Annotated in this window: 25 protein-coding genes; 10 read left to right on the plus strand and 15 right to left on the minus strand. The window is 61.6% G+C overall.

The annotated features are described in order from the left end of the window. Positions 1-58: 58 nt before the first annotated feature. The 4 genes from LXM96_RS12810 to LXM96_RS12825 form a co-directional block, all read right to left on the minus strand. Positions 59-1,432, minus strand: coding sequence for a glutamate--cysteine ligase (locus LXM96_RS12810; RefSeq protein ID WP_239998949.1), 1,374 nt, complete (start codon positions 1,430-1,432; stop codon positions 59-61). Between the two features lie 113 nt (positions 1,433-1,545). After that, positions 1,546-2,283 carry a 16S rRNA (uracil(1498)-N(3))-methyltransferase gene (locus tag LXM96_RS12815; RefSeq protein ID WP_239998950.1) on the minus strand — a complete coding sequence of 246 codons (738 nt, stop codon included), beginning with the start codon at positions 2,281-2,283 and terminating at the stop codon, positions 1,546-1,548. Positions 2,284-2,302: 19 nt separating this feature from the next. After that, complete coding sequence (locus LXM96_RS12820) at positions 2,303-3,808, minus strand: inorganic phosphate transporter (RefSeq protein WP_239998951.1); 1,506 nt, start codon at positions 3,806-3,808, stop codon at positions 2,303-2,305. 146 nt (positions 3,809-3,954) lie between these two features. Continuing rightward, entirely contained in the window at positions 3,955-4,416 is a 462-nt protein-coding gene (locus LXM96_RS12825) for an NUDIX hydrolase (RefSeq protein WP_239999147.1), read from the minus strand. A gap of 304 nt (positions 4,417-4,720) precedes the next feature. Between LXM96_RS12825 and LXM96_RS12830 the strand changes: the two genes are divergently transcribed. From LXM96_RS12830 to glcF, 3 genes are read left to right on the plus strand one after another with little or no spacing between them, the layout of a single operon-like run. Continuing rightward, complete coding sequence (locus LXM96_RS12830) at positions 4,721-6,160, plus strand: FAD-linked oxidase C-terminal domain-containing protein (protein ID WP_239998952.1); 1,440 nt, start codon at positions 4,721-4,723, stop codon at positions 6,158-6,160. Then, on the plus strand, positions 6,157-7,359 hold the full coding sequence (gene glcE / locus LXM96_RS12835) for a glycolate oxidase subunit GlcE (RefSeq protein WP_239998953.1): 1,203 nt from the start codon (positions 6,157-6,159) through the stop codon (positions 7,357-7,359). The genes LXM96_RS12830 and glcE overlap by 4 nt, the downstream gene beginning before the upstream one ends. A gap of 1 nt (position 7,360) precedes the next feature. Further along, the gene (gene glcF, locus LXM96_RS12840) at positions 7,361-8,695 is read left to right on the plus strand and encodes a glycolate oxidase subunit GlcF (protein ID WP_239998954.1); all 1,335 of its coding nucleotides are present in this window, start codon (positions 7,361-7,363) and stop codon (positions 8,693-8,695) included. A gap of 108 nt (positions 8,696-8,803) precedes the next feature. Here glcF and LXM96_RS12845 read toward each other — a convergent pair whose 3' ends face one another. Both LXM96_RS12845 and LXM96_RS12850 read right to left on the minus strand, forming a co-directional pair. Next, positions 8,804-9,484 (minus strand): L,D-transpeptidase, encoded by a 681-nt coding sequence (locus LXM96_RS12845; protein WP_394801955.1) that lies wholly within the window; start codon positions 9,482-9,484, stop codon positions 8,804-8,806. A gap of 135 nt (positions 9,485-9,619) precedes the next feature. Continuing rightward, positions 9,620-10,363 carry a L,D-transpeptidase gene (locus LXM96_RS12850; RefSeq protein ID WP_239998955.1) on the minus strand — a complete coding sequence of 248 codons (744 nt, stop codon included), beginning with the start codon at positions 10,361-10,363 and terminating at the stop codon, positions 9,620-9,622. A 209-nt stretch (positions 10,364-10,572) separates the two neighbouring features. Between LXM96_RS12850 and LXM96_RS12855 the strand changes: the two genes are divergently transcribed. Next, a complete protein-coding gene (locus LXM96_RS12855) occupies positions 10,573-11,202 on the plus strand; it encodes a DNA-3-methyladenine glycosylase I (RefSeq protein ID WP_239998956.1) in 630 nt (209 codons plus the stop codon). Here the strand turns inward: LXM96_RS12855 and LXM96_RS12860 are convergent. The 6 genes from LXM96_RS12860 to relB all read right to left on the minus strand — a co-directional run bounded on the left by LXM96_RS12860 (position 11,189) and on the right by relB (position 14,041). Further along, a complete protein-coding gene (locus LXM96_RS12860; RefSeq protein ID WP_239998957.1) occupies positions 11,189-11,899 on the minus strand; it encodes an HAD family hydrolase in 711 nt (236 codons plus the stop codon). The two genes, LXM96_RS12855 and LXM96_RS12860, sit on opposite strands and share 14 nt — an antisense overlap. A 64-nt stretch (positions 11,900-11,963) precedes the next feature. Further along, on the minus strand, positions 11,964-12,335 hold the full coding sequence (copM, locus tag LXM96_RS12865; RefSeq protein ID WP_239998958.1) for a CopM family metallochaperone: 372 nt from the start codon (positions 12,333-12,335) through the stop codon (positions 11,964-11,966). A 42-nt stretch (positions 12,336-12,377) separates the two neighbouring features. Next, entirely contained in the window at positions 12,378-12,749 is a 372-nt protein-coding gene (locus tag LXM96_RS12870) for a hypothetical protein (protein ID WP_239998959.1), read from the minus strand. 40 nt (positions 12,750-12,789) lie between these two features. Beyond that, a complete protein-coding gene (locus LXM96_RS12875; RefSeq protein ID WP_239998960.1) occupies positions 12,790-13,554 on the minus strand; it encodes a hypothetical protein in 765 nt (254 codons plus the stop codon). Between the two features lie 3 nt (positions 13,555-13,557). Beyond that, positions 13,558-13,827 (minus strand): type II toxin-antitoxin system RelE family toxin, encoded by a 270-nt coding sequence (locus LXM96_RS12880; RefSeq protein ID WP_239998961.1) that lies wholly within the window; start codon positions 13,825-13,827, stop codon positions 13,558-13,560. Further along, positions 13,811-14,041: a type II toxin-antitoxin system RelB family antitoxin gene (gene relB / locus LXM96_RS12885; protein ID WP_239998962.1), complete on the minus strand. Its 231-nt coding sequence runs from the start codon at positions 14,039-14,041 to the stop codon at positions 13,811-13,813. Before relB ends, LXM96_RS12880 begins: the two co-directional genes overlap by 17 nt. 143 nt (positions 14,042-14,184) lie before the next feature. Between relB and hisS the strand changes: the two genes are divergently transcribed. Genes hisS through LXM96_RS12905 form a run of 4 tightly spaced genes read left to right on the plus strand, consistent with a single transcriptional unit; the run spans position 14,185 to position 18,213 of the window. Next, the gene (hisS, locus tag LXM96_RS12890) at positions 14,185-15,777 is read left to right on the plus strand and encodes a histidine--tRNA ligase (protein ID WP_239998963.1); all 1,593 of its coding nucleotides are present in this window, start codon (positions 14,185-14,187) and stop codon (positions 15,775-15,777) included. Between the two features lie 9 nt (positions 15,778-15,786). After that, positions 15,787-16,908 (plus strand): ATP phosphoribosyltransferase regulatory subunit, encoded by a 1,122-nt coding sequence (locus LXM96_RS12895; RefSeq protein ID WP_239998964.1) that lies wholly within the window; start codon positions 15,787-15,789, stop codon positions 16,906-16,908. Further along, positions 16,905-17,618 carry an ATP phosphoribosyltransferase gene (gene hisG / locus LXM96_RS12900; RefSeq protein ID WP_239998965.1) on the plus strand — a complete coding sequence of 238 codons (714 nt, stop codon included), beginning with the start codon at positions 16,905-16,907 and terminating at the stop codon, positions 17,616-17,618. Before LXM96_RS12895 ends, hisG begins: the two co-directional genes overlap by 4 nt. Next, entirely contained in the window at positions 17,611-18,213 is a 603-nt protein-coding gene (locus LXM96_RS12905) for a class I SAM-dependent DNA methyltransferase (RefSeq protein ID WP_239998966.1), read from the plus strand. Before hisG ends, LXM96_RS12905 begins: the two co-directional genes overlap by 8 nt. Before the next feature lie 64 nt (positions 18,214-18,277). Here the strand turns inward: LXM96_RS12905 and LXM96_RS12910 are convergent, their stop codons facing one another. Beyond that, entirely contained in the window at positions 18,278-18,754 is a 477-nt protein-coding gene (locus LXM96_RS12910) for a DoxX family protein (RefSeq protein WP_317208250.1), read from the minus strand. Positions 18,755-18,940: 186 nt separating this feature from the next. Here LXM96_RS12910 and LXM96_RS12915 point away from each other — a divergent pair, with 186 nt between their 5' ends. Then, positions 18,941-19,978 carry an alpha/beta hydrolase family protein gene (locus LXM96_RS12915; RefSeq protein ID WP_239998968.1) on the plus strand — a complete coding sequence of 346 codons (1,038 nt, stop codon included), beginning with the start codon at positions 18,941-18,943 and terminating at the stop codon, positions 19,976-19,978. Between the two features lie 33 nt (positions 19,979-20,011). Here LXM96_RS12915 and groL read toward each other — a convergent pair whose 3' ends face one another. Together groL and groES are read right to left on the minus strand one after the other, a co-directional pair. Next, the gene (gene groL / locus LXM96_RS12920) at positions 20,012-21,655 is read right to left on the minus strand and encodes a chaperonin GroEL (protein WP_239998969.1); all 1,644 of its coding nucleotides are present in this window, start codon (positions 21,653-21,655) and stop codon (positions 20,012-20,014) included. 58 nt (positions 21,656-21,713) lie between these two features. Further along, the gene (gene groES / locus LXM96_RS12925; RefSeq protein ID WP_184146507.1) at positions 21,714-22,010 is read right to left on the minus strand and encodes a co-chaperone GroES; all 297 of its coding nucleotides are present in this window, start codon (positions 22,008-22,010) and stop codon (positions 21,714-21,716) included. 251 nt (positions 22,011-22,261) lie between these two features. Here groES and LXM96_RS12930 point away from each other — a divergent pair, with 251 nt between their 5' ends. After that, positions 22,262-23,110: a TIGR01459 family HAD-type hydrolase gene (locus LXM96_RS12930; RefSeq protein WP_239998970.1), complete on the plus strand. Its 849-nt coding sequence runs from the start codon at positions 22,262-22,264 to the stop codon at positions 23,108-23,110. Positions 23,111-23,122 lie beyond the last annotated feature (12 nt).

Below are 23,122 nucleotides of genomic sequence, written 5' to 3' on the forward strand. Positions count from 1 at the left end.
GATAAGCCAATATATCCGGAAAGTTAGCGACGGGAACCGCTTTTTCGGGGCGGGCGGGTCAGTACTTGAATTCGTCGAAAATCGGCTCGACCGACTGCTGCCAGCGGCCGTTGTAAAGCATCAGCAGATCATCGGCCATGGTGGCCTTCTTTGCCAGCACCTCGTCCAGCGTCGTCAGGAACACCGTCTCGTCCTGGCCCTCGCTGTTCAGCCGCTTGCGCGCTGCAAGGCCGGAGCGGGAGATCTCCACGACCGCCTTCGCTACCGCCAGAAGCGACCGGCCCGCGACTTCGGCCTTCAGCGCCTTTGCCGGCACGACGTCCCGCAACTGCAGCACGTCCTCAAAACTCCAGCCGGCAGTCAGTTCCTCGGCTGCGGCCAGTGCCGAGTCGTCATAGAGCAGTCCGACCCAGAAGGCAGGCAGGGCGCAGATGCGCCGCCACGGTCCGCCATCGGCGCCGCGCATTTCCAGGAAGCGCTTCAGCCGCACGTCGGGAAAGAGCGTCGAGAGGTGATTGGTCCAGTCGCCCATCGTCGGCTGCCAGTCGGCAATTTCGCCCTTCAGCGCCCCGTTCATGAACTGCCTGAAGGTGACATGGGTGCAGTCGTGGTACTTGCCGTCGCGGACGACGAAATACATCGGCACGTCGAGGGCCCATTCCACGTAATCTTCGAAGCCGAAGTCATTGTTGAAGACGAAGGGAAGCAGGCCGGAGCGCTGGTTGTCCGTATCGCGCCAGATGTCGCCGCGCCAGGAAAGAAGCCCGTTCGGCTTTCCTTCGGTAAACGGGGAGGAGGCGAAGAGCGCCGTGGCGACGGGCTGCAGCTTCATCGAAAGCCGCATCTTGCGCGCCATGTCTTCCTCGGACGAAAAGTCGAGGTTCACCTGGATGGTGCAGGTGCGATACATCATGTCCAGACCCTTTGCGCCAACCTTGGGCATGTAGCGGGTCATGATCTCGTAGCGGGATTTGGGCATGCGCGGCGTCTCGTCCAGCCGCCACTTCGGGCTGCCGCCGATGCCGAGGAAATGGATTCCCATGGGCTCCGCCACTTCCCGCAGCACATCGAGATGCCGGTTTGACTCCGAGCAGGTCTCATGGATGGTCTCGAGCGGCGCACCGGAGAGTTCGAACTGACCGCCGGGTTCGATCGAAATCGCGCCCATTCCCGAACGGTCAGCGAGGCCGATGATGTTGTCCCCGTCCGTGATGGGGTCCCAGCCGAGCTTGGCCTGCATGCCCCTCAGCAATGCTGAAATGCTGGCCTCTCCGGCATAGTGAACGGGACTGTTGTCTGAGTAGAAAAAGGCAAATTTCTCGTGCTCCGTCCCGAGCCGAAAGTCTTCCTTCGGTCGCGCGCCGCTGGCAAGGTAGGCGGAAAGCTCGGACACCGAAGTCAGCGGTGTCTGGTCGGTGGTGTCACGGGCCATGGGATGTACCTTATAGGGCCGACAGAACTGTCGCGTCCGGCTGCTTTAACCGGATTGAGGTGCTGTTCAAGTCAATTTCTTTCAAGATGCTTTCAGAAAAGCAAGGCGCTGTATCATCGCCAGTCGCCGATGGCGGCCTGAATGACGGCCAGCGCTGCGACCGCGGCGGTATCGGCGCGCAAGATACGCGGTCCCAATGGTATGGGCGTGACGAAATCGCAGCCGCGCAACAGGCTGCGTTCCTCCTCCGAAAAGCCTCCCTCCGGACCGACGAGAAGCGCCAGCTGTTTCTCTTGGATCCGGTTCAGGATGGGGAGGGGGGCCTGGCTCTCTTCGCCTTCGTCGCAGAAGACGACGCGCCGCTGCTTGGGCCAGTTGTCCAGGACGTCGCGGAGTTTGCGCGGCGGCGCAATCGTCGGGATCGAGAGGATGCCGCATTGCTCGGCCGCCTCCACGACGTTTGCCTGCAGTCGGTCCAGATTGGTGATCTTGCCTTGCACGTGTTGCGTCATCACTGGCTGGAGAAGCCCGGCACCCATCTCCACCGCCTTCTGAACCATGTAGTCGAGCCGCCCGACCTTGAGCGGAGCGAACAGGTAGTGAAGGTCTGGAGCCGGGGGCTGCGGCCGCGTCTGCTCTTTGGCTTCGATCAGCAGCTTCTTGCGCGTTGGGAAGGAAAGCTCCGCCGCCCACTCGCCGTCGCGGCCGTTGAAGGCGAGAATCTGCCCACCGTCGGTGAGACGCAACACGTTGGCGAGATAGTTGAACTGCTCCGAACTGGCCTCGACCGATGCGCCGGGGAACAGAGCCGCATCGATGAACAATCGCTGCATCCGAAAGTTGGCACGCATTCCGGCAACCCCAAGCCGTTCAAATGAAGAGCAGAGACATAACCCAATAGAGAACAGCCGCAAGCCCGCCGGCTGCCGGAACGGTAATCACCCAGGCCGCAACGATGGTCATGAAGTGCGAGCGCCGGACGAGGTAGCGGCGGCGCAGCTCTTCGGCATTACGCTCCGGGCGTTCCTCGATTTCCCAGCGATCGGCCTTCATCTTCATGTATTCAACACGCCGCTTGGAGTTGCGCGTGTACCATTCTCGGAAGAATCCCACGCCAAAGACGGCGCCAACGGCGATATGCGTGGAGCTAACAGGCATTCCCAGCCAGGAAGCCACGATGACCGTCAGTGCTGCGGAAAGGGATACGCAGAAGGCACGCATCGGATTGAGCTTGGTGATTTGCTCGCCGACGAGCCGGATGAGGCGAGGGCCGAACAGAAGGAGACCGACGGAGATGCCGAAGGCCCCGATCACCATGACCCAGATGGGGATGGACACGGAACTGCTAACACCATTGCCCTGTGCCACCGATACGATAGCCGCCAGCGGACCGATCGCATTCGCCACGTCATTGGCGCCATGGGCGAAGGAAAGGAGCGCCGCGGCGCAGATCAGCGGGATCTGAAACAGCTTTCGCAGCGACTGGTTGCGGTTTTCCAGCCCCTCCGACTGACGCCGGATCAACGGGATGCTTATCCCCCAGATAAGCAGGCCGCAGCCAAGGCCTATCGCCGACGCTGTCGAGAGGGGAACATCGAACAACTGGCGAAGGCCTTTCAGCGCCAAATAGGCGGAGAACGCACCGGCCATGACGCCGAGCAGGACAGGCACCCATCTGCGGGCAGAGGCAATCTTGTCGTGCCGGTAGATGATGAACTCCTTGATGAAGGCAAGGAAGAGTGCCGCAACGACGCCGCCCATCACAGGCGAGATCACCCAGCTTGCGGCGATCCCGGCCATCTGCGGCCAATCCACAGCCGAGGCTCCAGCCGCCGCGATTCCGGCACCGAGAACACCGCCGACAACGGCATGGGTGGTCGATACGGGGGCGCCAATCCAGGTAGCGAGGTTCACCCAAAGGGCAGAAGAAAGCAGGGCCGCCATCATCGCCCAGATGAACATGTCAGTGCTGCCGAAGAGGGCAGGGTTGACGATCCCCTTCGATACCGTCTCTACCACGTCGCCGCCGGCGATCATCGCGCCCGCCGTCTCGAAGACGGCCGCAATCGCCAGCGCAAGCCCCATGGACATGGCGCGGGAGCCGACGGCAGGGCCAACATTGTTGGTGACGTCGTTCGCCCCGATGTTCATCGCCATATAGGCGCCGACGGCAGCCGCCGCGACGACAACGACAGCCCCGGGCTTGCCGATCACGTAGACGGCAGCAAACATCGTCGCTGCAACCAGGAAGATCAGCGCGATGCCGGGCCCCGCCAGTCCGCGGGAAACATTTTGGGTGGCGGCTTCAACGGAGGTGATCTTGTCGAGGTCCTTGTCAAGCGTCTGCTTGACGAGGTGCGGTGGCTGCTGTGCCATCGGGGATCCTTTTGTCCCGGGTGCGGCAGATCCGCGCCCGTGGCTGTCAGTCGAGGAGGGGCCTCAAAAGGCGAGGCCGCACAGGCGGTCGACCTACTGGCATTGCCGCCGGATTGCAATATGACAGTTTTGTGACAGTTGGCGCGTCAACCGGCAGCGGCAGTCTTCGGCACTGGCGCACAGGCTCTGGTGTCGAAAACCTCGAACAGCGCTTTGAGTTCCGGCTCGTTCACACGTTTTGCAGCCTCTTGCGTGCTCACCCAGTCCAGCCGACGGCTTCCCTTCTCGGGGAAGTTCTTCAGCATCTCCTGCACCTCGAGCACGTGGACCTGGACGCGCACCGGGATTTTCAGGCCGGTCCGGAGCGCCTTGTTGTAGTGATAGTAGCCCAGAGGTTCCTTCTCGACCTTCCCCTTGACGCCCGCTTCCTCATAGGCTTCGCGCTCAGCCACAGCATGCGCCTTCTTCGCGGGCATCGGCCAACCCTTAGGAATGACCCATCGACCGGTATCCCGGCTGGTCAGCAGCAGCACCTCGATCTCTCCCTGTTTCTTCTTCATCCGGTAGCAGAGCGCAGCATACTGCTGCTTGGGCGGGCGCCGCAGCATCAGGCCGACATCTGTCTTGAGGCGGGAAAAAAAGTTCAAGGCGGTTCGCTCCTTATGCTGATTCTTCTAACATGAACACGCGTTCAAGTCGCGTTCTGTGAGCGTCTTCTTTTTAAGCATGATCATGAATATAGTGCAGGGCCTGCGATCGGTCAGGGCGGTAGCGGCGCAAAATCACAGGAAACTGATCGTGCATCCTGCTTTTGGCCACGAAGTGGGAGGATCCGCTGGCATGGCCTTGGATGGTAAGCCATGTTAAGCGCGATAATTGCTCTCGGATGAGGGCGGCCGGCGGGAGGTGAGGATGTCGGAAGCAATCAGGTTCCTGGAACCGCGAACAGCCGTCGTGGCACGGCGCGCAACGATCATCGGCGATCTTGTCGATCTGCTGCCTCCTGAGTGCGTTGTTCACGAGGCGCGCGAACTGGTTCCCTTCGAGACCGACGCCTTCGTCGCCTATCGCCGCCTGCCGCTGGCTGTCGTCCTGCCGAAGACGACCGAGCAGGTGGCAGCGGTGATGAAATACTGCCATCGTTACGGCATCCCGGTTGTGCCACGGGGTGCAGGAACCTCCCTGTCCGGCGGCGCCATCCCGCAGGAGGATGCGGTGGTGCTCGGGCTCTCCAAGATGACCCGTATCCTGGAGGTCGATCCGGCAAACCGAACGGCAACCGTCCAGGCCGGCGTGACCAACCTCAGCATTTCTGAAGCCGTCAGCCCGGAGGGATTCTTCTATGCCCCGGATCCGAGCTCGCAACTCGCCTGCACGATCGGCGGCAATATCGGCATGAACTCGGGTGGCGCGCACTGTCTGAAATACGGCGTTACCACCAACAATCTGCTCGGCGTGAAGATGGTGCTGGTCGACGGCACAGTGATCGAACTGGGTGGCAAGCATCTGGATGCGGCGGGCTACGATCTTCTCGGCCTCGTCTGTGGCTCGGAGGGACAGCTCGGGATTGTCACCGAGGCGACCGTGCGGCTGATTGCAAAACCCGAGGGCGCGCGACCGGTGTTATTCGGCTTCAACACGTCAGAAGAAGCTGGCGCCTGCGTGGCCGACGTGATCGGTTCCGGCATCATTCCGGTGGCGATCGAGTTCATGGACAAGCCCGCAATCGAGATCTGCGAAGCCTTTGCGCAGGCGGGCTACCCGCTCGACGTCGGCGCTCTGCTGATCGTCGAGGTCGAGGGTTCGGAGGCCGAGATGGAGGCGATGCTCAAGAAGATCGTCGATATCGCCGGCCGCCACGGCGTCAGAACCGTACGCGAAAGCCAAAGTGCCACCGAAGCGGCGCTGATCTGGAAAGGCCGCAAATCCGCGTTCGGAGCGACCGGCCGGATCTCCGACTACATCTGCATGGACGGCACGGTGCCGCTCGGCAAGCTCTCCTATGTGCTAGAGAAGACATCCGAGATCGTTGAACGCTTTGGTCTGCGCGTTGCCAACGTCTTCCATGCCGGCGATGGCAACATGCATCCTCTGATCCTCTTCAACGCCAACGACCCGGAAGATGCCGCGCGCGCCGAAGAAGCGGGCAACGAGATCCTCAAGCTGTGCGTCGATGCTGGTGGCTGTCTGACGGGTGAGCATGGGGTTGGGATCGAGAAGCGCGACCTCATGCGCCACCAGTATTCGGAAGCCGATTTGAACCAGCAGATGGCGGTGCGCGCGGCCTTCGATCCGGACTGGATCCTCAATCCTTCCAAGGTGTTTCCGCTTGAGGGGCGACCGGCCGCATGACGCTGACGCCGCACACGGAAAATGATGCCGCCTATGTCATCCGCAATGCCGCATCGAGAGGAACGACGCTGTCCATCGTGGGCGGTGGAACCCGCAGCGGTTTCGGCAACAGTGTTATCGCCGAGGAGATCCTGAGCTCCTCGGCGCTGAGCGGAATTGTCGACTACGAGCCGGCTGAAATGGTGATGACGGCCAAGGCCGGAACGCCTGTCGCGGAGATTGAAGCTCTGCTGGCGGCCAACAGGCAGATGATGAGCTTCGAACCCATGGACCATCGTGCCGTGATGGGAACCGCGGGGGAGCCGACGATCGGTGGTGTCTTCGCCGCCAACGTTTCCGGCCCCCGGCGGTTCGTTGCCGGCGCCGCACGCGACAGCCTGCTCGGCATTCGCTTCGTCAATGGCCGCGGCGAGATCATCCGCGCCGGCGGGCGGGTGATGAAGAACGTCACCGGGCTCGATCTGGTCAAGCTGCTTGCCGGCTCCCACGGCACGCTCGGTTTCCTCACGGAAGTCACCTTCCGCATTCTGCCCGTGCCGGAAACGGTGGAGACGATCGTCGTTTCGGCCCTTGACGACCATTCAGCGACCCAGGCGATGGCAGCAGCGATGGCCATGCCCGTCGAAGTCTCCGGCGCGGCCCACCTGCCGCAAACCGTACGCGCACGGTTTCTTGATGGCCAACTGCCGGAGGGGGAGGCAACAGTGCTCCGCCTCGAAGGTCTGGAAGCGTCGGTGTCCGTGCGTTCTGAAAAGCTAGGGGATATGATGCGGCGCTTCGGAGCGGTTTCCCGGCTGGGGCCGGAGCCCAGCCGCAATCTTTGGCAGGAAATCCGGGACGTTGCTCCCTACAAGGGCTTGCCAAAAAAGCCGCTCTGGCGGGTTTCGGCTGCGCCGTCCGTCGGGCATCAGCTGGTTGCAGCCCTCCGTCTGGAGGCCGGAATAGACGCCTTCTATGACTGGCAGGGCGGCCTTGTCTGGATGCAGATGGAGGGAGATCCGGAGGAGCAGCGGCTGCGGCGCTATATCAAGGCGCTGGGCGGCGGCCATGCCACACTGGTGCGTGCGCCGGATGCGGTGAGAGCGCAGCTTGCGGCTTTCCATCCGGAAGGGGATGCCGTTGCGACGCTCTCTGCGCGAATTAAGCAGAAGCTTGATCCTGGCGGCATCTTCAACCCGGGCAAGATGGCGGGAGTATAATTTGCAGACCAATTTTACCGCCGAACAGCTTGCGGATCCGCAGGTGGCGGAGTCGGAAAAGATCCTGCGGCGCTGCGTGCATTGCGGCTTTTGCACCGCGACCTGTCCCACCTATGTGACGCTCGGAAACGAGCTCGACAGCCCGCGCGGCCGAATCTACCTGATCAAGGACATGCTCGAGAACGGTCGCGCGGCCGATGCCCAGGTGGTGACGCACATTGATCGCTGCCTGTCCTGCCTTGCCTGCGTTACGACCTGTCCGTCTGGCGTCGATTACATGCACCTCGTTGACCATGCGCGCGTGCACATCGAAAAGACCTACCGGCGGCCGCTGATCGACCGCATGATCCGCAACGTGCTCGCGGCGGTGCTCCCCTATCCGAAACGTTTCCGGACCGCCCTGGCGCTCGCCAAGGTGAGCCGCCCGCTCGCCCCGCTGTTCGACCGCCTGTCCCCGCTCAAACCGCTCGCAGCCATGCTGAAGCTTGCCCCGACGGGAACGTTGCGGAAGTCGGATGCCACGCAGCCGGGCAGCCGCGCGCCAAAAACGGAGCGGCGTGGCCGCGTTGCGATCTTGAGCGGCTGCGCCCAGCCTGTGCTCGATCCCGGAATTAACGAAGCGACCATACGGCTGCTGACCCGCCTGGGCGTGGAAGTGGTGGTGCCGCAAGGCGAGGGTTGCTGTGGCGCGCTTGTTCATCACATGGGGAAGGAAGATCCCGCCCTCGATTTCGCCCGCTCCAATGTCGATGCCTGGACTCGTGAAATCGAAGGGGGCGGGCTCGATGCCATCATCATCACGACCTCCGGCTGTGGGACCACGGTCAAGGATTACGGACACATGCTCCGGCTTGATCCGCGTTATGCAGAAAAGGCTGCTCGCGTTGCGTCACTCGCCAAGGACATAACAGAGTATTTGGCGACGCTCGATCTTCCGACACTGGAAAGCCGCGGGCTTACCGTCGCCTACCATTCTGCCTGCTCGATGCAGCACGGTCAGAAGATCACGATGGCGCCGAAGAACTTGCTGAAGAACGCCGGCTTCGTCGTTCGCGACCCGCCGGAAGGCCATCTCTGTTGTGGTTCGGCTGGAACCTATAATATCATGCAGCCAGAGATCTCGGCACAGCTCAAGGCCCGCAAGGTGCGCAATCTTGAAGCGACACGGCCGGACGTGATTGCCACGGGCAATATCGGTTGCATGACCCAGATCGGCACCGGCACCGCCATCCCGATTGTCCACACTGTTGAACTGCTCGACTGGGTCTATGGTGGCCCGAAGCCGTCGCGGCTCGCATTAAGAAAAGCCGGCGCCAGGGCCGGCGTCTCGTTATAGAGCTATTTTGATGGTCTAGCGTCGAATTTCTGCCGTTCATCGAGTGGATCACGCGACAGAACGGAGGCGGGGTTTCCGGGAGGCGCGCTGCACATCGCGTCCAATTCATCAGCCGCCAAAGAGCGTCCGGAAGATGTCGATCCCACGATCCTGGAAGGCAACGTCTCCGTGCTTGTTGCCGGGGCCGACAACAACGACCTTGGTGCCGACCGGTGCCCGCTCGTAGAGGTGCTCGACGTCCTTGTTCATCATTCGGATGCAGCCCGATGACAGGTTGAGGCCAATCGACCAAGGTTGGTTGGTGCCGTGGATGCGGAAGATCGTGTCGCGGCCACCCTTGTAGAGGTACATGGCGCGGGCACCGAGCGGATTGTCCGGCCCGCCCTTCTGGACGGCAGGCAGCATGTGACCGCGAGCCGCCTCGCGGCGCCGCATTTCCGCGGGCGGCGTCCATGATGGCCACTCCGCCTTGCGGCCGATCTTCACGACTCCCGACCAGCCGAAGCCTTCGCGCCCAACGCCGATCCCGTAGCGGGTCGCCCGGTTCTTGCCCTCCACGTAGTAGAGGAACTTGTTATGGGTATCGACGATGATCGTGCCGGGCGCTTCATTGGTGGAAAAGCGCACCATCCGACGCTTGTATTTCTCCGGCACGGCGCGGTTGCGCATCGAAGGTGCCACGTCGCTCGCCGTCGTCGCCGGCCGGGCTCCGGAACTTTGAGCCGGAGCCTCGCTCGCCATCATCGCCGCCATAACGCTGGCGACGATCATCAATGTCCTGGTTCTCATCTTACCCCTCTTGCCGCTCTGCGGTGAATGGGGAGCAAGATGTCCCCGCATATGACAAACGGCAAGCGGAGGACGTGAATCGCGAGGTCCCTCGGACAAGAAACCGACCGCGCCGTGGCGGAGCGGCCACAATTGTCACATGACGATGACCTTGGCACCGACCGATACCCGCTCGTAAAGGTCGACCACATCTTCATTGCGCATCCTGATGCAACCGGAGGAGACGGCGCTGCCGATGGTCCACGGGGCATTGGTTCCGTGGATGCGGTAAAGCGTTGAGCCGAGATACATGGCGCGCGCGCCAAGTGGGTTCGCAGGTCCACCTTCCATGCTTGCCGGCAGGAAATGGCCCTTTGCGGCTTCACGAGCGATCATCTCTTTGGGCGGAACCCAGCGCGGCCACTCCGCCTTTCGGGTGACCTTGTGGGTCCCCGCCCACTCAAAGCCCGGCTTTCCTACGCCAACGCCGTAGCGACGCGCCTGTCCGTTGCCCGTGACCAGGTAGAGAAAGCGGTTGTTGGTGTCGATGACGATCGTCCCAGGAGCATGTTTCGTCTCATAGGTCACCGTCTGCGGCAGGAACTGAGGTTCGATCTGGCCGCGGATCACCTTGTTCGGTCGAAAGCCCGCCTGCTGGACGTTGCGCGGGCGTGCATCGGCTTCATTGCGGCTGCGCGGGGGAAAGAGGCTGCGGGTCCCTGCTGTACGACTCGGATAGACCACCGGCCTGACGCTGCCACCACCAAGCTGCATCACCCATGGTGCCGTGAGATCTGGGCTGACGATCACCGGAGGCCGCTCCCGATAGCGGTCATTCGCCTGCGCCAGGGTGGCAAAGGCAGGAAGAAGGCCGATGGCCAGCATAAGCATCTTGTTCATCGTCGGATCCACTCGCTACACATGCACCGATGGGGCGTTCTTCGCCCGGTTCGCAGATCACGCTGCCAACGGAGAACGATGGAACCGTAAACGGGTGGCGATTCAAATGCGTCGCTGGCTCTAAACCTTTCAGCAGGGTTACCAGCCGGTTTGGGGACATGGTTGACCAAGGCTGAAAACGAAGCGATGGCCATTAACGAGGGGACACGATGGAAAAGACCGGCATCATCATAGGCGAAGACGGGCTTTCCCGCTGTTTCTGGCACGGAGGGTTGGACGACTATCGCCGCTACCATGACGAGGAGTGGGGGCGGCCGGTGACCGATGACGTCCGGTTGTTCGAAAAGATCTGCCTCGAAGGTTTTCAGTCGGGGTTGTCGTGGCTGACGATCCTGCGCAAGCGGGAGAACTTCCGGGCCGCCTTCGCTGGCTTCGATTTTGAGAAGGTGGCATCGTTCGACCAGGACGACGTGGAGCGGTTGGTGGCCGATGCAGGGATCATCCGCCACCGTGGCAAGATCGTCTCGACCATCAACAACGCTCGCCGCGCGGTGGAACTGCGAGGCGAGTATGGCTCGCTCGCGAAATTCTTCTGGAGCTTCGAGCCGTCGCCTGCCGACCGTCCGGCCGTGATGGACCTTGCGACGCTGCGGGCGAACCCTACCACCGCAACGTCGATCCGTCTTTCGAAGGACCTGAAGAAACGCGGCTGGACCTTTGTCGGCCCGACCACCGTCTACGCCTTCATGCAGGCCATGGGGCTGGTCAACGACCATCTGGCCGGCTGCTTCTGCCAGGCCGAGGTCGATCGGCTGCGGGCCAAGTTCATTCGCCCGTGATCTCCGCCAGGACATCCCGCAACTGCCCCAGATGCTCGATCTGCCGGAAGCGGGGTGCGTCGGTCGGTGGCTCGACATGCTCCACCACCCAGGTCAGTTCGTGCGGGACGAAGACGCCGTAGCTGCCGGCGGCGATTGCCGGCACGATGTCGGACTTCAGCGAATTTCCCACCATCATCGCGCGGTCCGGCCCATCGGCGACCTTCGAGAAGATCCGCCGGTAGGTGGTGGCGCTCTTGTCGCTGACGATCTCGATCGCGTCGAAGAGTTCGCCGAGGCCGGATTGCGCCAGCTTGCGCTCCTGGTCGAAGAGGTCGCCCTTGGTGATCAGCACGAGCAGGTACTGGCCGTTGAGGGCATGAAGCGTCTCCTCCACATGCGGCAGCGTCTCGACAGGGTGGCGCAACAGCTCCCGGCCGATGTCAAGGATCTCGGCGATCGTCTTCGCGGGGACCTTGCCCTCGGTGATCTCGATCGCCGTCTCGATCATCGAAAGCGTGAAGCCCTTGATGCCGAAGCCGTAATGTTCAAGGTTCCGTTTCTCCGCCTCGAGCAGCCGCTCGGAGACATGGGTTCCCTCGGCATAATCCCCAAGCAGCGTGACAAAATGGTCCTCCGTCAATCGATAGAACTGCTCGTTCTGCCAAAGCGTGTCGTCGGCGTCGAAGCCGATGGCCGTGATAGGGCGCATGATCAATCCTCCAGCCTCCCATATGGACTGGGAGGAGAGCCGGGCAAGGACTCCTGCCCGGCTCCGCATGTTACCGGCCGCGTTCTTCCAGCCACTTGCGCATGTCGGCGATCTCCGCCTCCTGCGCCTTGATCACCTCTTCGGCGAGCTTGCGCATTTCCGGATCCTTGCCGTGTTCGAGCTGGATCTTCGCCATGTCGATAGCGCCCTGATGATGCGGGATCATGCTGCGCACGAAGTCGACATCGGCGTCACCGGTATAGTCGATCGCCATATCCTCGTGCATCTTCAGGTTGGCGTCTTCGAATGCCTTGGCCACCGGATCGTCGGAGGCAGCTGCAGTGGTGTCGGCGTGACCGTGCCCGTGCATATCCTGCGCCATGACAGGGGTCATGAGAAGGAGCGCGAGCGCGGATGTCGTGATGAGGTGTCTTGCAGACATGGTTCTTCCTATTTGTATCTCTGGTTTCGATTTGAGCTGAGTTCACATCACGAACTTCGGTGGGCGCTCCAGAGGTGACGGTCCGGAAGAGGAGATTCTTTTGGCCTTGTCCTCGACGCGATAGAAGGGGCGTCCGCTGTAGCCGACTTCACATGGACGGGGCGGCAGGAGGGCGGGGCAGATGATGCAGAAGGTCATTGAACAGGCGGCTTCACGCGCCTCGCCGGCGAGACGGTGGCTCACCTGCCGTTCGGTCGAGGCGCTGGCGGAACGATCCTGATGGAGATGATGGCCCGTTGATCGCTCCGAAAGCGCAGGGGCTGGTACCGGCGCATCGGCACGCACGGCGGCAGGCGAGACGCCTCCGGCGAACATCCAGAAGACCAGGAGCAGCAGCGCCGATAGATGCTTCATGCCAAACTGCTTACTCCTGAATTGCGGCATTGCAATCGTGCTATCGCAGGATCCGCTTCGCGATGACCTGATGGACAATCTGATAGTCTCTGCCTTGCTCCCCGAACGGCACGACGGGCCAAGGCCAATGCTCGTCGGCATCCGGCGCCGGTACCCCATGCATGAGGTCTGCCGACTCCAGCGTCTCGCCGGAGCGGCCGACGATCCTGTAGGCGACATCCGTCAGGAGAATCGTCGTGCAGGGCAGGGCCGTCAGATCTCCCAGATGTGCCTCGATGAGTTGCGATACGACATCTGCCGGTGAAACATCCTTGGCCTGTTCAAGGCGGCGCTCGGCACCGACGCCGATCTGCGACAGCAGGTTTGCCGAAACGACCAGGTCGAGATACGGAACTTGCCGCAGGAACGAAAGCGGTTCGGGCAGCTTTCCGGCCAACGCATCGCCAAGCCCGGAGAGGTCGCGATGGACGAGCCGCACATTGCCCAACCGCTTTGCCTGCAGCCACATTCGCACGCTCGCCAGATGCACGAGATCAACCAGCACCACCGTGTCGAAAGCGCTGGATAGCTCCTGGATCGGCACGTCGCGCAACAGGCCGGACCCGAGTACAACCGCCGTGCGCCTCTGCCGCATCCGACCGATCGTGTCGGCAATGAACCGCCGGCAGTTTTCCTCATGTGCCGCCCACTCGTCCTTGCAACGTGTGGCGCGCGACCAGAGGCTGACCGAGGAGCCAACGAAAGGGCGAAATTCGCTTGGTGTCACCGGAGTGGTCGCGGCGAACTGAAGGGCTTCGATGATCATCAGTTAGCGGTCGATCTCGCGCCGCTGGCCGATTTCCACGACCAGCACGACGAGCCTCTGATCCTGGATGTCGCAGATGATGCGATAGTCGCCGACGCGGTAGCGCCAGTGACCGCCAAGGGCGTGGCCTTTCAGTGCAGTGCCGAGCTCACGAGGATTATCATGTGTCGCCAAGCGGTCTTCCAGGAAGGCAACGATCCGCGCGGCGTCGCTTGATGCCAGACGCTGTAGCTGCTTTTCCGCCTTGGCCCGGAACTCAATCGCCCAGGCCAAGTCTCTGCTTCACTTCTTCAAGAGTGTAAGTAGGCTCACCATCGCGAATGCTTTGCATCGCCGCTTCGGCTGCAGCTATATCGTGCAGGTCCTCCAGATGCTGCTCGATGACGTCGCGCAGATAGGCATCTGTCGCGGCCCCTGCTTCCGCGGCATATTCCTCGACGAGCTTCAGCATCTCGTCCGGCATCTCGATCGTGACGCGCTTGTTCATGGCGGTGACCCTTTCGTGCTGCACATATACCATCGCAGCCGTCCCTTCGCCAGCCGGCCGCCCTTGCCGCTCCTCTCTCCATCCTCTAAGAAACCGCTCACGAAATCCGGCCCTTCCGGGCCGCCGGCAATGGACATCCGATCATGAGCGAGAAGCAGAAGAAACCCCAGAAGCTGAAGGCCCGCCTGCCGCGTGGCTTCGTCGATCGCTCGGCTGCCGATATCCATGCCACCAACGAGATGATCGCCAAGATCCGCGAGGTCTACGAGCGCTACGGCTTCGATCCGGTCGAGACGCCGCTCTTCGAGTATACGGACGCCCTCGGAAAGTTCCTGCCGGATGCCGATCGCCCGAACGAGGGTGTCTTCTCGCTGCAGGACGATGACGACCAGTGGATGAGCCTGCGCTACGACCTGACGGCGCCACTTGCCCGCCATGTCGCGGAAAACTTCAACGAGATCCAGCTGCCGTTCCGCACCTATCGCGCCGGCTATGTCTTCCGCAACGAGAAGCCTGGCCCCGGCCGCTTCCGCCAGTTCATGCAGTTCGACGCGGATACCGTCGGCGCACCAGGCGTCCAGGCCGATGCCGAGATGTGCATGATGATGGCCGATACGATGGAAGCGCTAGGACTTGAGGGGCAGTATGTAATTCGTGTCAACAATCGTAAGATTCTTGATGGCGTGATGGAAGCTATCGGTCTGGGCGGTGACGACAAGGCTGGACAGCGTTTGACCGTGCTGCGCGCCATCGACAAGCTCGACAAGTTCGGCGACGAGGGTGTGAAGCTCTTGCTCGGCGAAGGTCGCAAGGATGAAAGCGGTGATTTCACCAAGGGTGCGGGGCTGGATCACGCATCCATAGACAAGATAATGCATGTCGTAATCTTCAGCACTCCAGACGAACTTTTCCACACCTTGGAGTCACCTAAACCTGACGCACTGGACAACGATAATCTCAGGAGTGGTCTGAAGGAGTTGAACCTGATGGCAACTATGTTCCTCGCCGCTGGTTACGGCCCGGACCGCATCAAGATCGATCCTTCCGTCGTCCGCGGCCTCGAATATTACACCGGCCCCGTCTTCGAAGCCGAACTGACCTTCGACGTCACCAACGAGAAGGGAGAGAAGGTCGTCTTCGGCTCCGTCGGCGGCGGCGGGCGCTATGACGGGCTCGTCTCGCGCTTCATGGGCCAGCCGGTGCCGGCCACGGGCTTTTCCATCGGCGTCTCGCGCCTCATGACGGCGCTGAAGAACCTCGGCAAACTCGGTCAGGACGAGGTACTTGGCCCGGTTATCGTCACGGTCATGGATGGACAGGATATCGATGCGCTCGGCCGCTACCAGCGCTTCACGCAGGAACTGCGTAACGCGAAGTGTGAGAAGTTCCCAAATGGCATCCGCGCCGAAATGTACCAGGGCAACTGGAAGAAGTTCGGCAACCAGCTGAAATATGCCGACCGCCGCGGCTCGCCGATCGCCATCATCCAGGGCGGCGACGAGCGCGCAGAGGGCGTGGTGCAGATCAAGGACCTGATCGAAGGCAAGCGGCTCTCTGGAGAGATCGAGGACAATGCCGCCTGGCGCGAGGCCCGCGTGGCGCAGGAAATTGTGCCGGAAGCCGAACTCGTCGCCAAGGTGAAGGAGATCCTGGCGGCTCAGGCGGAAGACCGTCGGCGGGGACTTGGCATACCCTACGACCCTAATCAGATCGGTGACACTGATGACGATGTTTGAGCGTTACGCATGCCGCTGATCGACATGCCGGAATTTGCCGGCGACCTGCTGGAGGAGTTCGAGACGCGCCGGACGGTGCGGGTCAACACGCCGGTGATCCAGCCGGCCGAGCCGTTTCTGGATATGGCCGGCGAGGACCTGCGCCGCCGCATCTTCCTGACGGAAAGCGAAACGGGCGCGAGCCTCTGCCTGCGTCCCGAATTCACCATCCCCGTCTGCCTGCGCCACATCGAGACCGCGACCGGCACGCCGAAGCGCTATTCCTATCTCGGAGAAGTCTTCCGCCAGCGCCGTGAAGGCTCCCATGAGTTCTACCAGGCCGGGATTGAAGACCTCGGCGAAACCGACGTCGCCAGCGCGGACGCCCGGGCGATCGCCGACGCGGCCGGCATCCTCTCCCGTTTGCTGCCTGGCCGCGCCCTGACGCTCACCCTTGGCGATCAGGCCGTCTTTGAAGCCGTCGTGAAGGCGCTCGGCCTGCCGCTCGGCTGGCAGAAGCGGCTGATACAGGCGTTCGGCGACATGGCGCATCTCGAGGCGCTTCTGGAGCGGCTGGCACGGCCGCAGCCGGTTGCCGGACTTAACTCGGAAATAGCCGATCTCGTCACTTCCGGCAGCGAGGACGAACTGGTCGCCCGGATCGATCGGACCATGCAGGAAACCGGCTATTCCACCAATGCAAGCCGCTCGCCCACCGAAATCGCTCGTCGGTTGAAGGAAAAGCTGACGCTGGCGGAAACAAAGCTCGACGGCAGCGCGCTTCTGCTCTTGCGTGAATTCCTGACGCTGCGGCTGCCTTTGTCCGAGGCATCTGCTGCGCTCGCGGGTTTCGCCGACGCAGCAGGCTTGAAGCTCGGCTCGGCCATTGCCCAGTTCGATGCGCGACTTGCAGCCCTCTCCAATATTGGCGTGGATCTCTCGTCCATGACCTATCGCGCCGCCTTCGGCCGCCCTCTGGACTATTACACGGGCCTGGTTTTTGAGGTGACGGAAGCGGAGGCATCGGCGGTTCTGGCGGGCGGCGGTCGGTTCGACAGGCTGTTGACGCTGCTTGGTGCGACCGACCACATCCCGGCAGTCGGCTTCTCGCTCTGGCTCGACCGGATCGAAATGGCGAGGGCATCTCGATGAAGACCCTCACGCTTGCATTGCCCTCCAAGGGACGCATCAAGGAAGATACCGCAGCCATCTTCGCACGCGCGGGTCTGACGATATTAGCCATCGGCAATGACCGGTCCTATCGTGGCCGGATAGACGGGATGGACGGAGTAGAGATTGCCTATCTTTCGGCATCCGAGATCGCCCGCGAACTGGCGAGCGGCGCGGTGGATTTCGGCGTCACCGGGGAGGACCTGGTGCGCGAGGGCATGGCTGGCGTCGACGAGAAGGTGGAGTTCTGCGCCCGCCTCGGCTTCGGACAGGCCGATGTCGTCGTCGCCGTTCCGGAAATCTGGCTGGATGTCGAGACCATGGCGGATCTCGGCGACGTCGCCGCGGATTTCCGCGCCCGCCACGGCCGACGCCTGGCGATCGCCACGAAGTACTGGCGCCTGACGCAGCAGTTCTTTTCGCGCCAGCACGGCATCCAGCTCTACCGCATCGTTGAAAGCCTCGGCGCCACGGAAGGCGCGCCGGCCGCGGGGCAGGCGGACATCATCGTCGACATCACCTCGACCGGCTCGACACTGAAGGCCAATCATCTGAAGATCCTGAGCGACGGCGTGATCCTGAAGAGCCAGGCCTGCTTGGTGCGCGCTCGAAAGGCCGAGCATGATGCGGATCCACGGGTCGAGCAGATCGTTCGCGCAGTAAGATCGGTCACCGGCGGCACTGATGACTGAAGACGAGAACATTATCGCTCTTTATGAGCGGTACGCGCGGGCCTTCGACGAACTGCGCGGTAAGAACCTGTTCGAGAAGTCATGGCTCGACCGCTTCACCTCCTTGTTGCCGGCTGGCGGCACGGTGCTTGATCTCGGCTGCGGTTCGGGCGAGCCGATCGCCGCGGATCTCGCCTCTCGCGGCTACCGTTTGACTGGCGTCGACAGCTCGCAGACGCTGATCGATCTATGCAAGCAGCGCTTGTCCGGGCACCAGTGGATCGTCCGCGACATGCGCAGGCTGCCGCCCGGCCGTACCTTCAACGGCATCATCGCCTGGCACAGTTTCTTTCACCTGAACCCGGAAGATCAGCGGCGGATGTTCCCCGTCTTCTCCTATCTGTCGGCGCCGGGCGGAGCTCTCATGTTCACGGCCGGTCATTTTGCCGGCATCGCCATGGGTGAGTTCGGGGGCGAACCGCTCTACCACGCCAGCCTCGCCCGCGAAGACTATGCGCAACTGTTGGAAGAGAACGGCTTCCGGCTGGTCGCGCAGGTCGACCAGGATCCGGCCTGCGGTGGCGCAACCGTCTGGCTGGCGCAGCGCCGCACCTAGCAAAGAAAAAGGCGCCGGACCTGTCTGGTCCAGCGCCCCGTCCTGGGAGGGACTTAGGTCGAGCTTATGCGGCGACGGCGACGGAACCGCCCGCCCGGCGGGCGTCCAGCGAGTAGGCGCCGGCACCAGCGGCGGCAAGCACCAGGAAGCCGCCCGCAATCGTCAGGTTCTTCATCATCATTAGGCCGTTGAACATCGTCAGCAGGTTGTTGGCGGCTTCCGGGAAATCAGGCACGGCGATGGCGCCCGAGTGGAAGACCAGGCCGGTGAAGACTGTGAAGGCGGCCAGCAGGATCGCTGCGATCCGGGTTTGGAAGCCGACAATGACGGCCAGCCCGGCGACGAGTTCGAATATACCGGCGAGATAGGCGAGAGCCGTCGCGGCCGGGAAGCCGGCGCCGGCGATCATGCCGGCAGTGCCGGCGGGATCGACGACCTTGGAATAGCCAGACATGATGAACATGGCTGAGAGAAGCACGCGGCCGGCGAGCAGCAGAAGGTTGTTGGTGGTCGTGTTGAGCATGGGAGGTCTCCCGAAAATGGTTGGCGTGAGCGGTTCAGGTCATCGAAATGCTGACTGCTATGTGACGCGTTTTCGGAAGAGAAGAAAGATGAACAATAGAAGACAGTTCGTCATCTGATATTGAACGATCAGACGTCGCTGCCGGTGGATTGACAGCGTCTTTGAAGAGTTGCGTTATTGGTGGGGCTTGAAGGAGGCGACGCAGTGGTTGGATTTCGCCAAGGCATCATCTACGACGAATCGAGATCGGATTGGCCCGGTACTGGACCTCGCCCTATTCGCTGGAATGCCTGGTATCCAGCAGCACCTGCCGGTAGCAGCCAACCTCAGTCAATATCCGATTTCTATCAGACTGGGGCACTTTCTGTAGATGCGACCTTAGCGGATCTACCCGAGAAAGCGCCCTTGGTTCTTCTTTCTCATGGCACCGGTGGCTCCGCCGTGGGTTTAACGTGGCTGGCTAAGGCACTTGCCGACGCAGGGTTCATAGTGGTCGGTGCCGATCACCACGGAAATACGGGGGTGGAGGAGTATCGAGCAGAAGGCTTTCTCTGCTGGTGGGAACGCATGCGGGACCTCTCGGTGCTACTGGACGATCTGCTTTCCTCCTCTTTTCTTGCCGGTAGGATCGATCCCGATCAGATCGCTGCGGCAGGCTTCTCATTGGGTGGTTATACCGTGCTAGGTCTCATGGGAGCTGTTACCCAAGTGGAGCGCTTTCAGGCTTGGTCGTGGGATCGATCCTTTGGCAAAGGCCCAAAGGAATTTAAGGATGTTGTGGAGCAAATTGAGCCGCTCCTAGAGAAAAGCGCGATCTTCCGTGCGTCTTGGGAGCGTCAGTCCGACTCCTTCACCGACAGGCGAATAGCTCTTGGCTTCACCTTGGCGCCGGCGCCGAGGGTACGCAGCTTCGACGTCGGCAGCATCAAATCGATCACTGTTCCGGTGACGATCGCGGTTGGAGAAGGGGATGAGGAGGCGCCGGCAAATGATTGCGCGGTTTGGCTACATGAACTCTTGCCAAACAGTCGTCTGCATTTTTTGGGGAAGAACGTCGGGCATTATACCCTGCTTGCAATGGGGACACCCGAAGCAAGGACGTCAAAACCACATCTTTTTTCTGACCACAGTGGTGTAGATAGGGGCGCCGTGCATCGGCAGGTAATAGAAATTGCGCTGCAAAGTCTCTCTTGCATGGAGCAACAAAAAGGGCGGCCCGGAGACCGCCCTTTCCGAAACTGAACCGGATGGCTCAGATGTGAAGACCCGAAGGTCTTACATCATGTCCATACCGCCCATGCCGCCCATGCCGCCAGGCATGCCGCCGCCAGCCGATTCCTTCTTCGGCAGTTCGGCGATCATGGCTTCCGTGGTGATCAGCAGCGAGGCAACCGAAGCTGCGTTCTGCAGAGCCGTGCGGACAACCTTGACCGGATCGACAATACCCATGGCGATCATGTCGCCGTATTCCGACGTCTGGGCGTTGTAACCGAAGTTGTCGGTGTCGCTTTCGAGGATCTTGCCGACCACGATCGAAGCTTCGTCACCGGCGTTGGTGGCGATCTGGCGAACCAGCGACTGCAGGGCCTTGCGGACGATGTTGATGCCGGCTTCCTGGTCGTCGTTGGCACCCTTCGCGGTGATCTTGACGGAAGAGCGCAGCAGGGCAGTACCGCCACCCGGGACGATGCCTTCCTGAACGGCAGCGCGTGTTGCATTCAGCGCGTCATCGATGCGGTCCTTGCGTTCCTTGACCTCGATTTCCGTGGAGCCGCCAACGCGGATGACGGCAACGCCGCCAGCGAGCTTGGCGAGGCGCTCCTGCAGCTTCTCGCGGTCGTAGTCCGAAGTGGTTTCTTCGATCTGCGCCTTGATCTGTGCAACGCGGCCTTCGATGTCGGTCTTCTGGCCAGCGCCGTCGACGATCGTGGTGTTTTCCTTGGAGATCGAAACCTTCTTCGCACGGCCGAGCATATCGAGCGTGACGTTTTCGAGCTTGATGCCGAGGTCTTCGGAGATGACCGTGCCGCCTGTCAGGATGGCAATGTCTTCGAGCATGGCCTTGCGGCGATCGCCGAAGCCCGGAGCCTTGACGGCAGCAATCTTCAGGCCGCCACGCAGCTTGTTGACGACGAGGGTCGCGAGGGCTTCGCCTTCGACGTCTTCAGCGATGATGAGGAGCGGCTTGCCGGACTGTACGACGGCTTCCAGAACCGGCAGCATGGCCTGAAGGTTGGAAAGCTTCTTTTCGTGCAGGAGGATATAAGCGTCGTCGAGATCGGCGACCATCTTTTCCGGGTTCGTCACGAAGTAAGGCGACAGGTAGCCGCGGTCGAACTGCATGCCTTCGACGACTTCGAGTTCGGTTTCGGCGGTCTTGGCTTCTTCGACGGTGATGACACCTTCGTTGCCAACCTTCTGCATCGCTTCAGCGATGTCACGGCCAACCTGGGTGTCGCCGTTTGCGGAGATCGTGCCGACCTGGGCAACTTCTTCCGAGGTCGAGATCTTCTTGGCCTTCGCCTGCAGATCCTTGACAACTTCGGTAACGGCCAGATCGATGCCGCGCTTCAGGTCCATCGGGTTCATGCCGGCTGCAACGGCCTTGTTGCCTTCGCGAACGATGGCCTGGGCAAGAACGGTTGCGGTCGTGGTGCCGTCACCGGCGATGTCGTTGGTCTTCGAAGCGACTTCGCGGACCATCTGGGCGCCCATGTTCTCGAACTTGTCTTCCAGTTCGATTTCCTTGGCGACCGATACACCGTCCTTGGTGATGCGTGGCGCACCGAAGGACTTGTCGATGATGACGTTGCGACCCTTGGGGCCGAGCGTAACCTTCACGGCGTCAGCGAGGACGTCGACGCCATGAAGCATCTTCTCGCGCGCGGTGCGGCCAAACTTGATTTCTTTAGCTGCCATGTTGGGAACTCCTAAAAAGGGGTGTCAGCGATGTTGAGTGGAAGCAGTCAGCTGGAAATCAGCCGATGATGCCCATGATGTCGGCTTCCTTCATGATCAGAAGGTCTTCGCCGTCGAGCTTTACTTCCGTGCCCGACCACTTGCCGAACAGAACCCGGTCGCCCACCTTCACGTCGAGTGCAACGACCTTGCCGGACTCGTCACGTGCGCCGGAACCGACAGCGACGATTTCGCCTTCCTGCGGCTTTTCCTTGGCGGTATCGGGAATGATGATGCCACCCTTGGTCTTGGCTTCGGACTCAACGCGACGAACGACGACGCGGTCGTGAAGCGGGCGGAAATTGGTGCTTGCCATTGTCTAATCCCTCGATCAAATGACATGGACGGATCTAGAGACCCGTGTAAGGTGTTAGCACTCGCTTTAGGGGAGTGCTAACTGCGGTCGAGATAAGCGTGACGGCAGCGTGAGTCAAGAACGGCCTGCGGAAAAATTGCGCAACTCCCTCTTTGCTCGACGTGACGGTTAATGGGCGTTGGAAACTGCTTGCTATCGTTGGCAGGCTTTGCGATGTCAGCGCCTGTTTAGATACGAATTCGGAAGCAGGCATGGCCCAGCGCATCAACACCCTCAGTGAAATCATCGGCCGCTACGACGTCGTTCTTTCGGATGTCTGGGGGGTGCTGCACAACGGCGTCGATGCCTTCCCCGATGCCTGCAAGGCCTTGGCCAGCGCGCGATCGGCAGGCAGCACCGTCGTGTTGATCACCAATTCTCCTCGCCCATCTCCTGGCGTCATCGCTCAACTGCGTGTCCTCGGCGTACCGGATGAAGCATATGACCACATTGTCACCTCGGGCGATGTCACGCGCCATCTGATAGCCGAGGGCCCGAAGAAGGTTTTTCTGCTCGGGCCGGAGCGCGACATGCCCCTCTTCGACGGGCTGGACGTTGAGATTGTGGGCGCGGAAGAGGCCGAAGCCATCGTCTGCACCGGCTTCTTTGACGATGAAAAGGAAGTGCCGGAAGATTATCACCACATGCTTGCAGCCTTCCAGGCGCGGGACGTACCCTTCATCTGCGCCAATCCGGATCTCGTGGTCGAACGCGGTCATCGGATTATCCCCTGCGCCGGCGCGGTAGCCGCCTACTATGACCAACTGGGAGGAACGACGCGTATTGCCGGCAAGCCGCATCATCCGATCTACGAAGCGGCACTGCAGGCTGCGAGGGAAACCCGCGGAAACTTCGCCGCAGGCCGGGTTCTGGCAATCGGTGATGGCATGCCCACGGATGTGCGAGGCGCCATCGCGCAAGGTCTTGACCTCCTCTACATCAGTGCCGGCATTCACGTGCAGGAGTACACGGTGAATGGCCAGACCGATGAGGCTTCAATGAATGCCTGGCTGACAAGCGAAGGCGCAGCACCTCAGTGGTGGATGCCTCGCTTGGCATAGCGCTAGGACCGC

The sequence above is a fragment of the Rhizobium halophilum genome (assembly GCF_021648825.1).
In the GTDB taxonomy this organism is placed as follows: Bacteria; Pseudomonadota; Alphaproteobacteria; order Rhizobiales; family Rhizobiaceae; genus Neorhizobium; species Neorhizobium halophilum.

Coding starts and splice junctions, on each gene's coding strand:
- LXM96_RS12810 (WP_239998949.1), bottom strand. CDS start 1,432: ATGGCCCGTGACACCACCGACCAGACACCGCTGACTTCGGTGTCCGAG.
- LXM96_RS12815 (WP_239998950.1), bottom strand. CDS start 2,283: ATGCGTGCCAACTTTCGGATGCAGCGATTGTTCATCGATGCGGCTCTG.
- LXM96_RS12820 (WP_239998951.1), bottom strand. CDS start 3,808: ATGGCACAGCAGCCACCGCACCTCGTCAAGCAGACGCTTGACAAGGAC.
- LXM96_RS12825 (WP_239999147.1), bottom strand. CDS start 4,416: ATGCTGCGGCGCCCGCCCAAGCAGCAGTATGCTGCGCTCTGCTACCGG.
- LXM96_RS12830 (WP_239998952.1), top strand. CDS start 4,721: ATGTCGGAAGCAATCAGGTTCCTGGAACCGCGAACAGCCGTCGTGGCA.
- glcE (WP_239998953.1), top strand. CDS start 6,157: ATGACGCTGACGCCGCACACGGAAAATGATGCCGCCTATGTCATCCGC.
- LXM96_RS12845 (WP_394801955.1), bottom strand. CDS start 9,484: ATGAGAACCAGGACATTGATGATCGTCGCCAGCGTTATGGCGGCGATG.
- LXM96_RS12850 (WP_239998955.1), bottom strand. CDS start 10,363: ATGAACAAGATGCTTATGCTGGCCATCGGCCTTCTTCCTGCCTTTGCC.
- LXM96_RS12855 (WP_239998956.1), top strand. CDS start 10,573: ATGGAAAAGACCGGCATCATCATAGGCGAAGACGGGCTTTCCCGCTGT.
- copM (WP_239998958.1), bottom strand. CDS start 12,335: ATGTCTGCAAGACACCTCATCACGACATCCGCGCTCGCGCTCCTTCTC.
- LXM96_RS12870 (WP_239998959.1), bottom strand. CDS start 12,749: ATGAAGCATCTATCGGCGCTGCTGCTCCTGGTCTTCTGGATGTTCGCC.
- LXM96_RS12875 (WP_239998960.1), bottom strand. CDS start 13,554: ATGATCATCGAAGCCCTTCAGTTCGCCGCGACCACTCCGGTGACACCA.
- relB (WP_239998962.1), bottom strand. CDS start 14,041: ATGAACAAGCGCGTCACGATCGAGATGCCGGACGAGATGCTGAAGCTC.
- hisS (WP_239998963.1), top strand. CDS start 14,185: ATGAGCGAGAAGCAGAAGAAACCCCAGAAGCTGAAGGCCCGCCTGCCG.
- LXM96_RS12895 (WP_239998964.1), top strand. CDS start 15,787: ATGCCGCTGATCGACATGCCGGAATTTGCCGGCGACCTGCTGGAGGAG.
- hisG (WP_239998965.1), top strand. CDS start 16,905: ATGAAGACCCTCACGCTTGCATTGCCCTCCAAGGGACGCATCAAGGAA.
- LXM96_RS12905 (WP_239998966.1), top strand. CDS start 17,611: ATGACTGAAGACGAGAACATTATCGCTCTTTATGAGCGGTACGCGCGG.
- groL (WP_239998969.1), bottom strand. CDS start 21,655: ATGGCAGCTAAAGAAATCAAGTTTGGCCGCACCGCGCGCGAGAAGATG.
- groES (WP_184146507.1), bottom strand. CDS start 22,010: ATGGCAAGCACCAATTTCCGCCCGCTTCACGACCGCGTCGTCGTTCGT.
- LXM96_RS12930 (WP_239998970.1), top strand. CDS start 22,262: ATGGCCCAGCGCATCAACACCCTCAGTGAAATCATCGGCCGCTACGAC.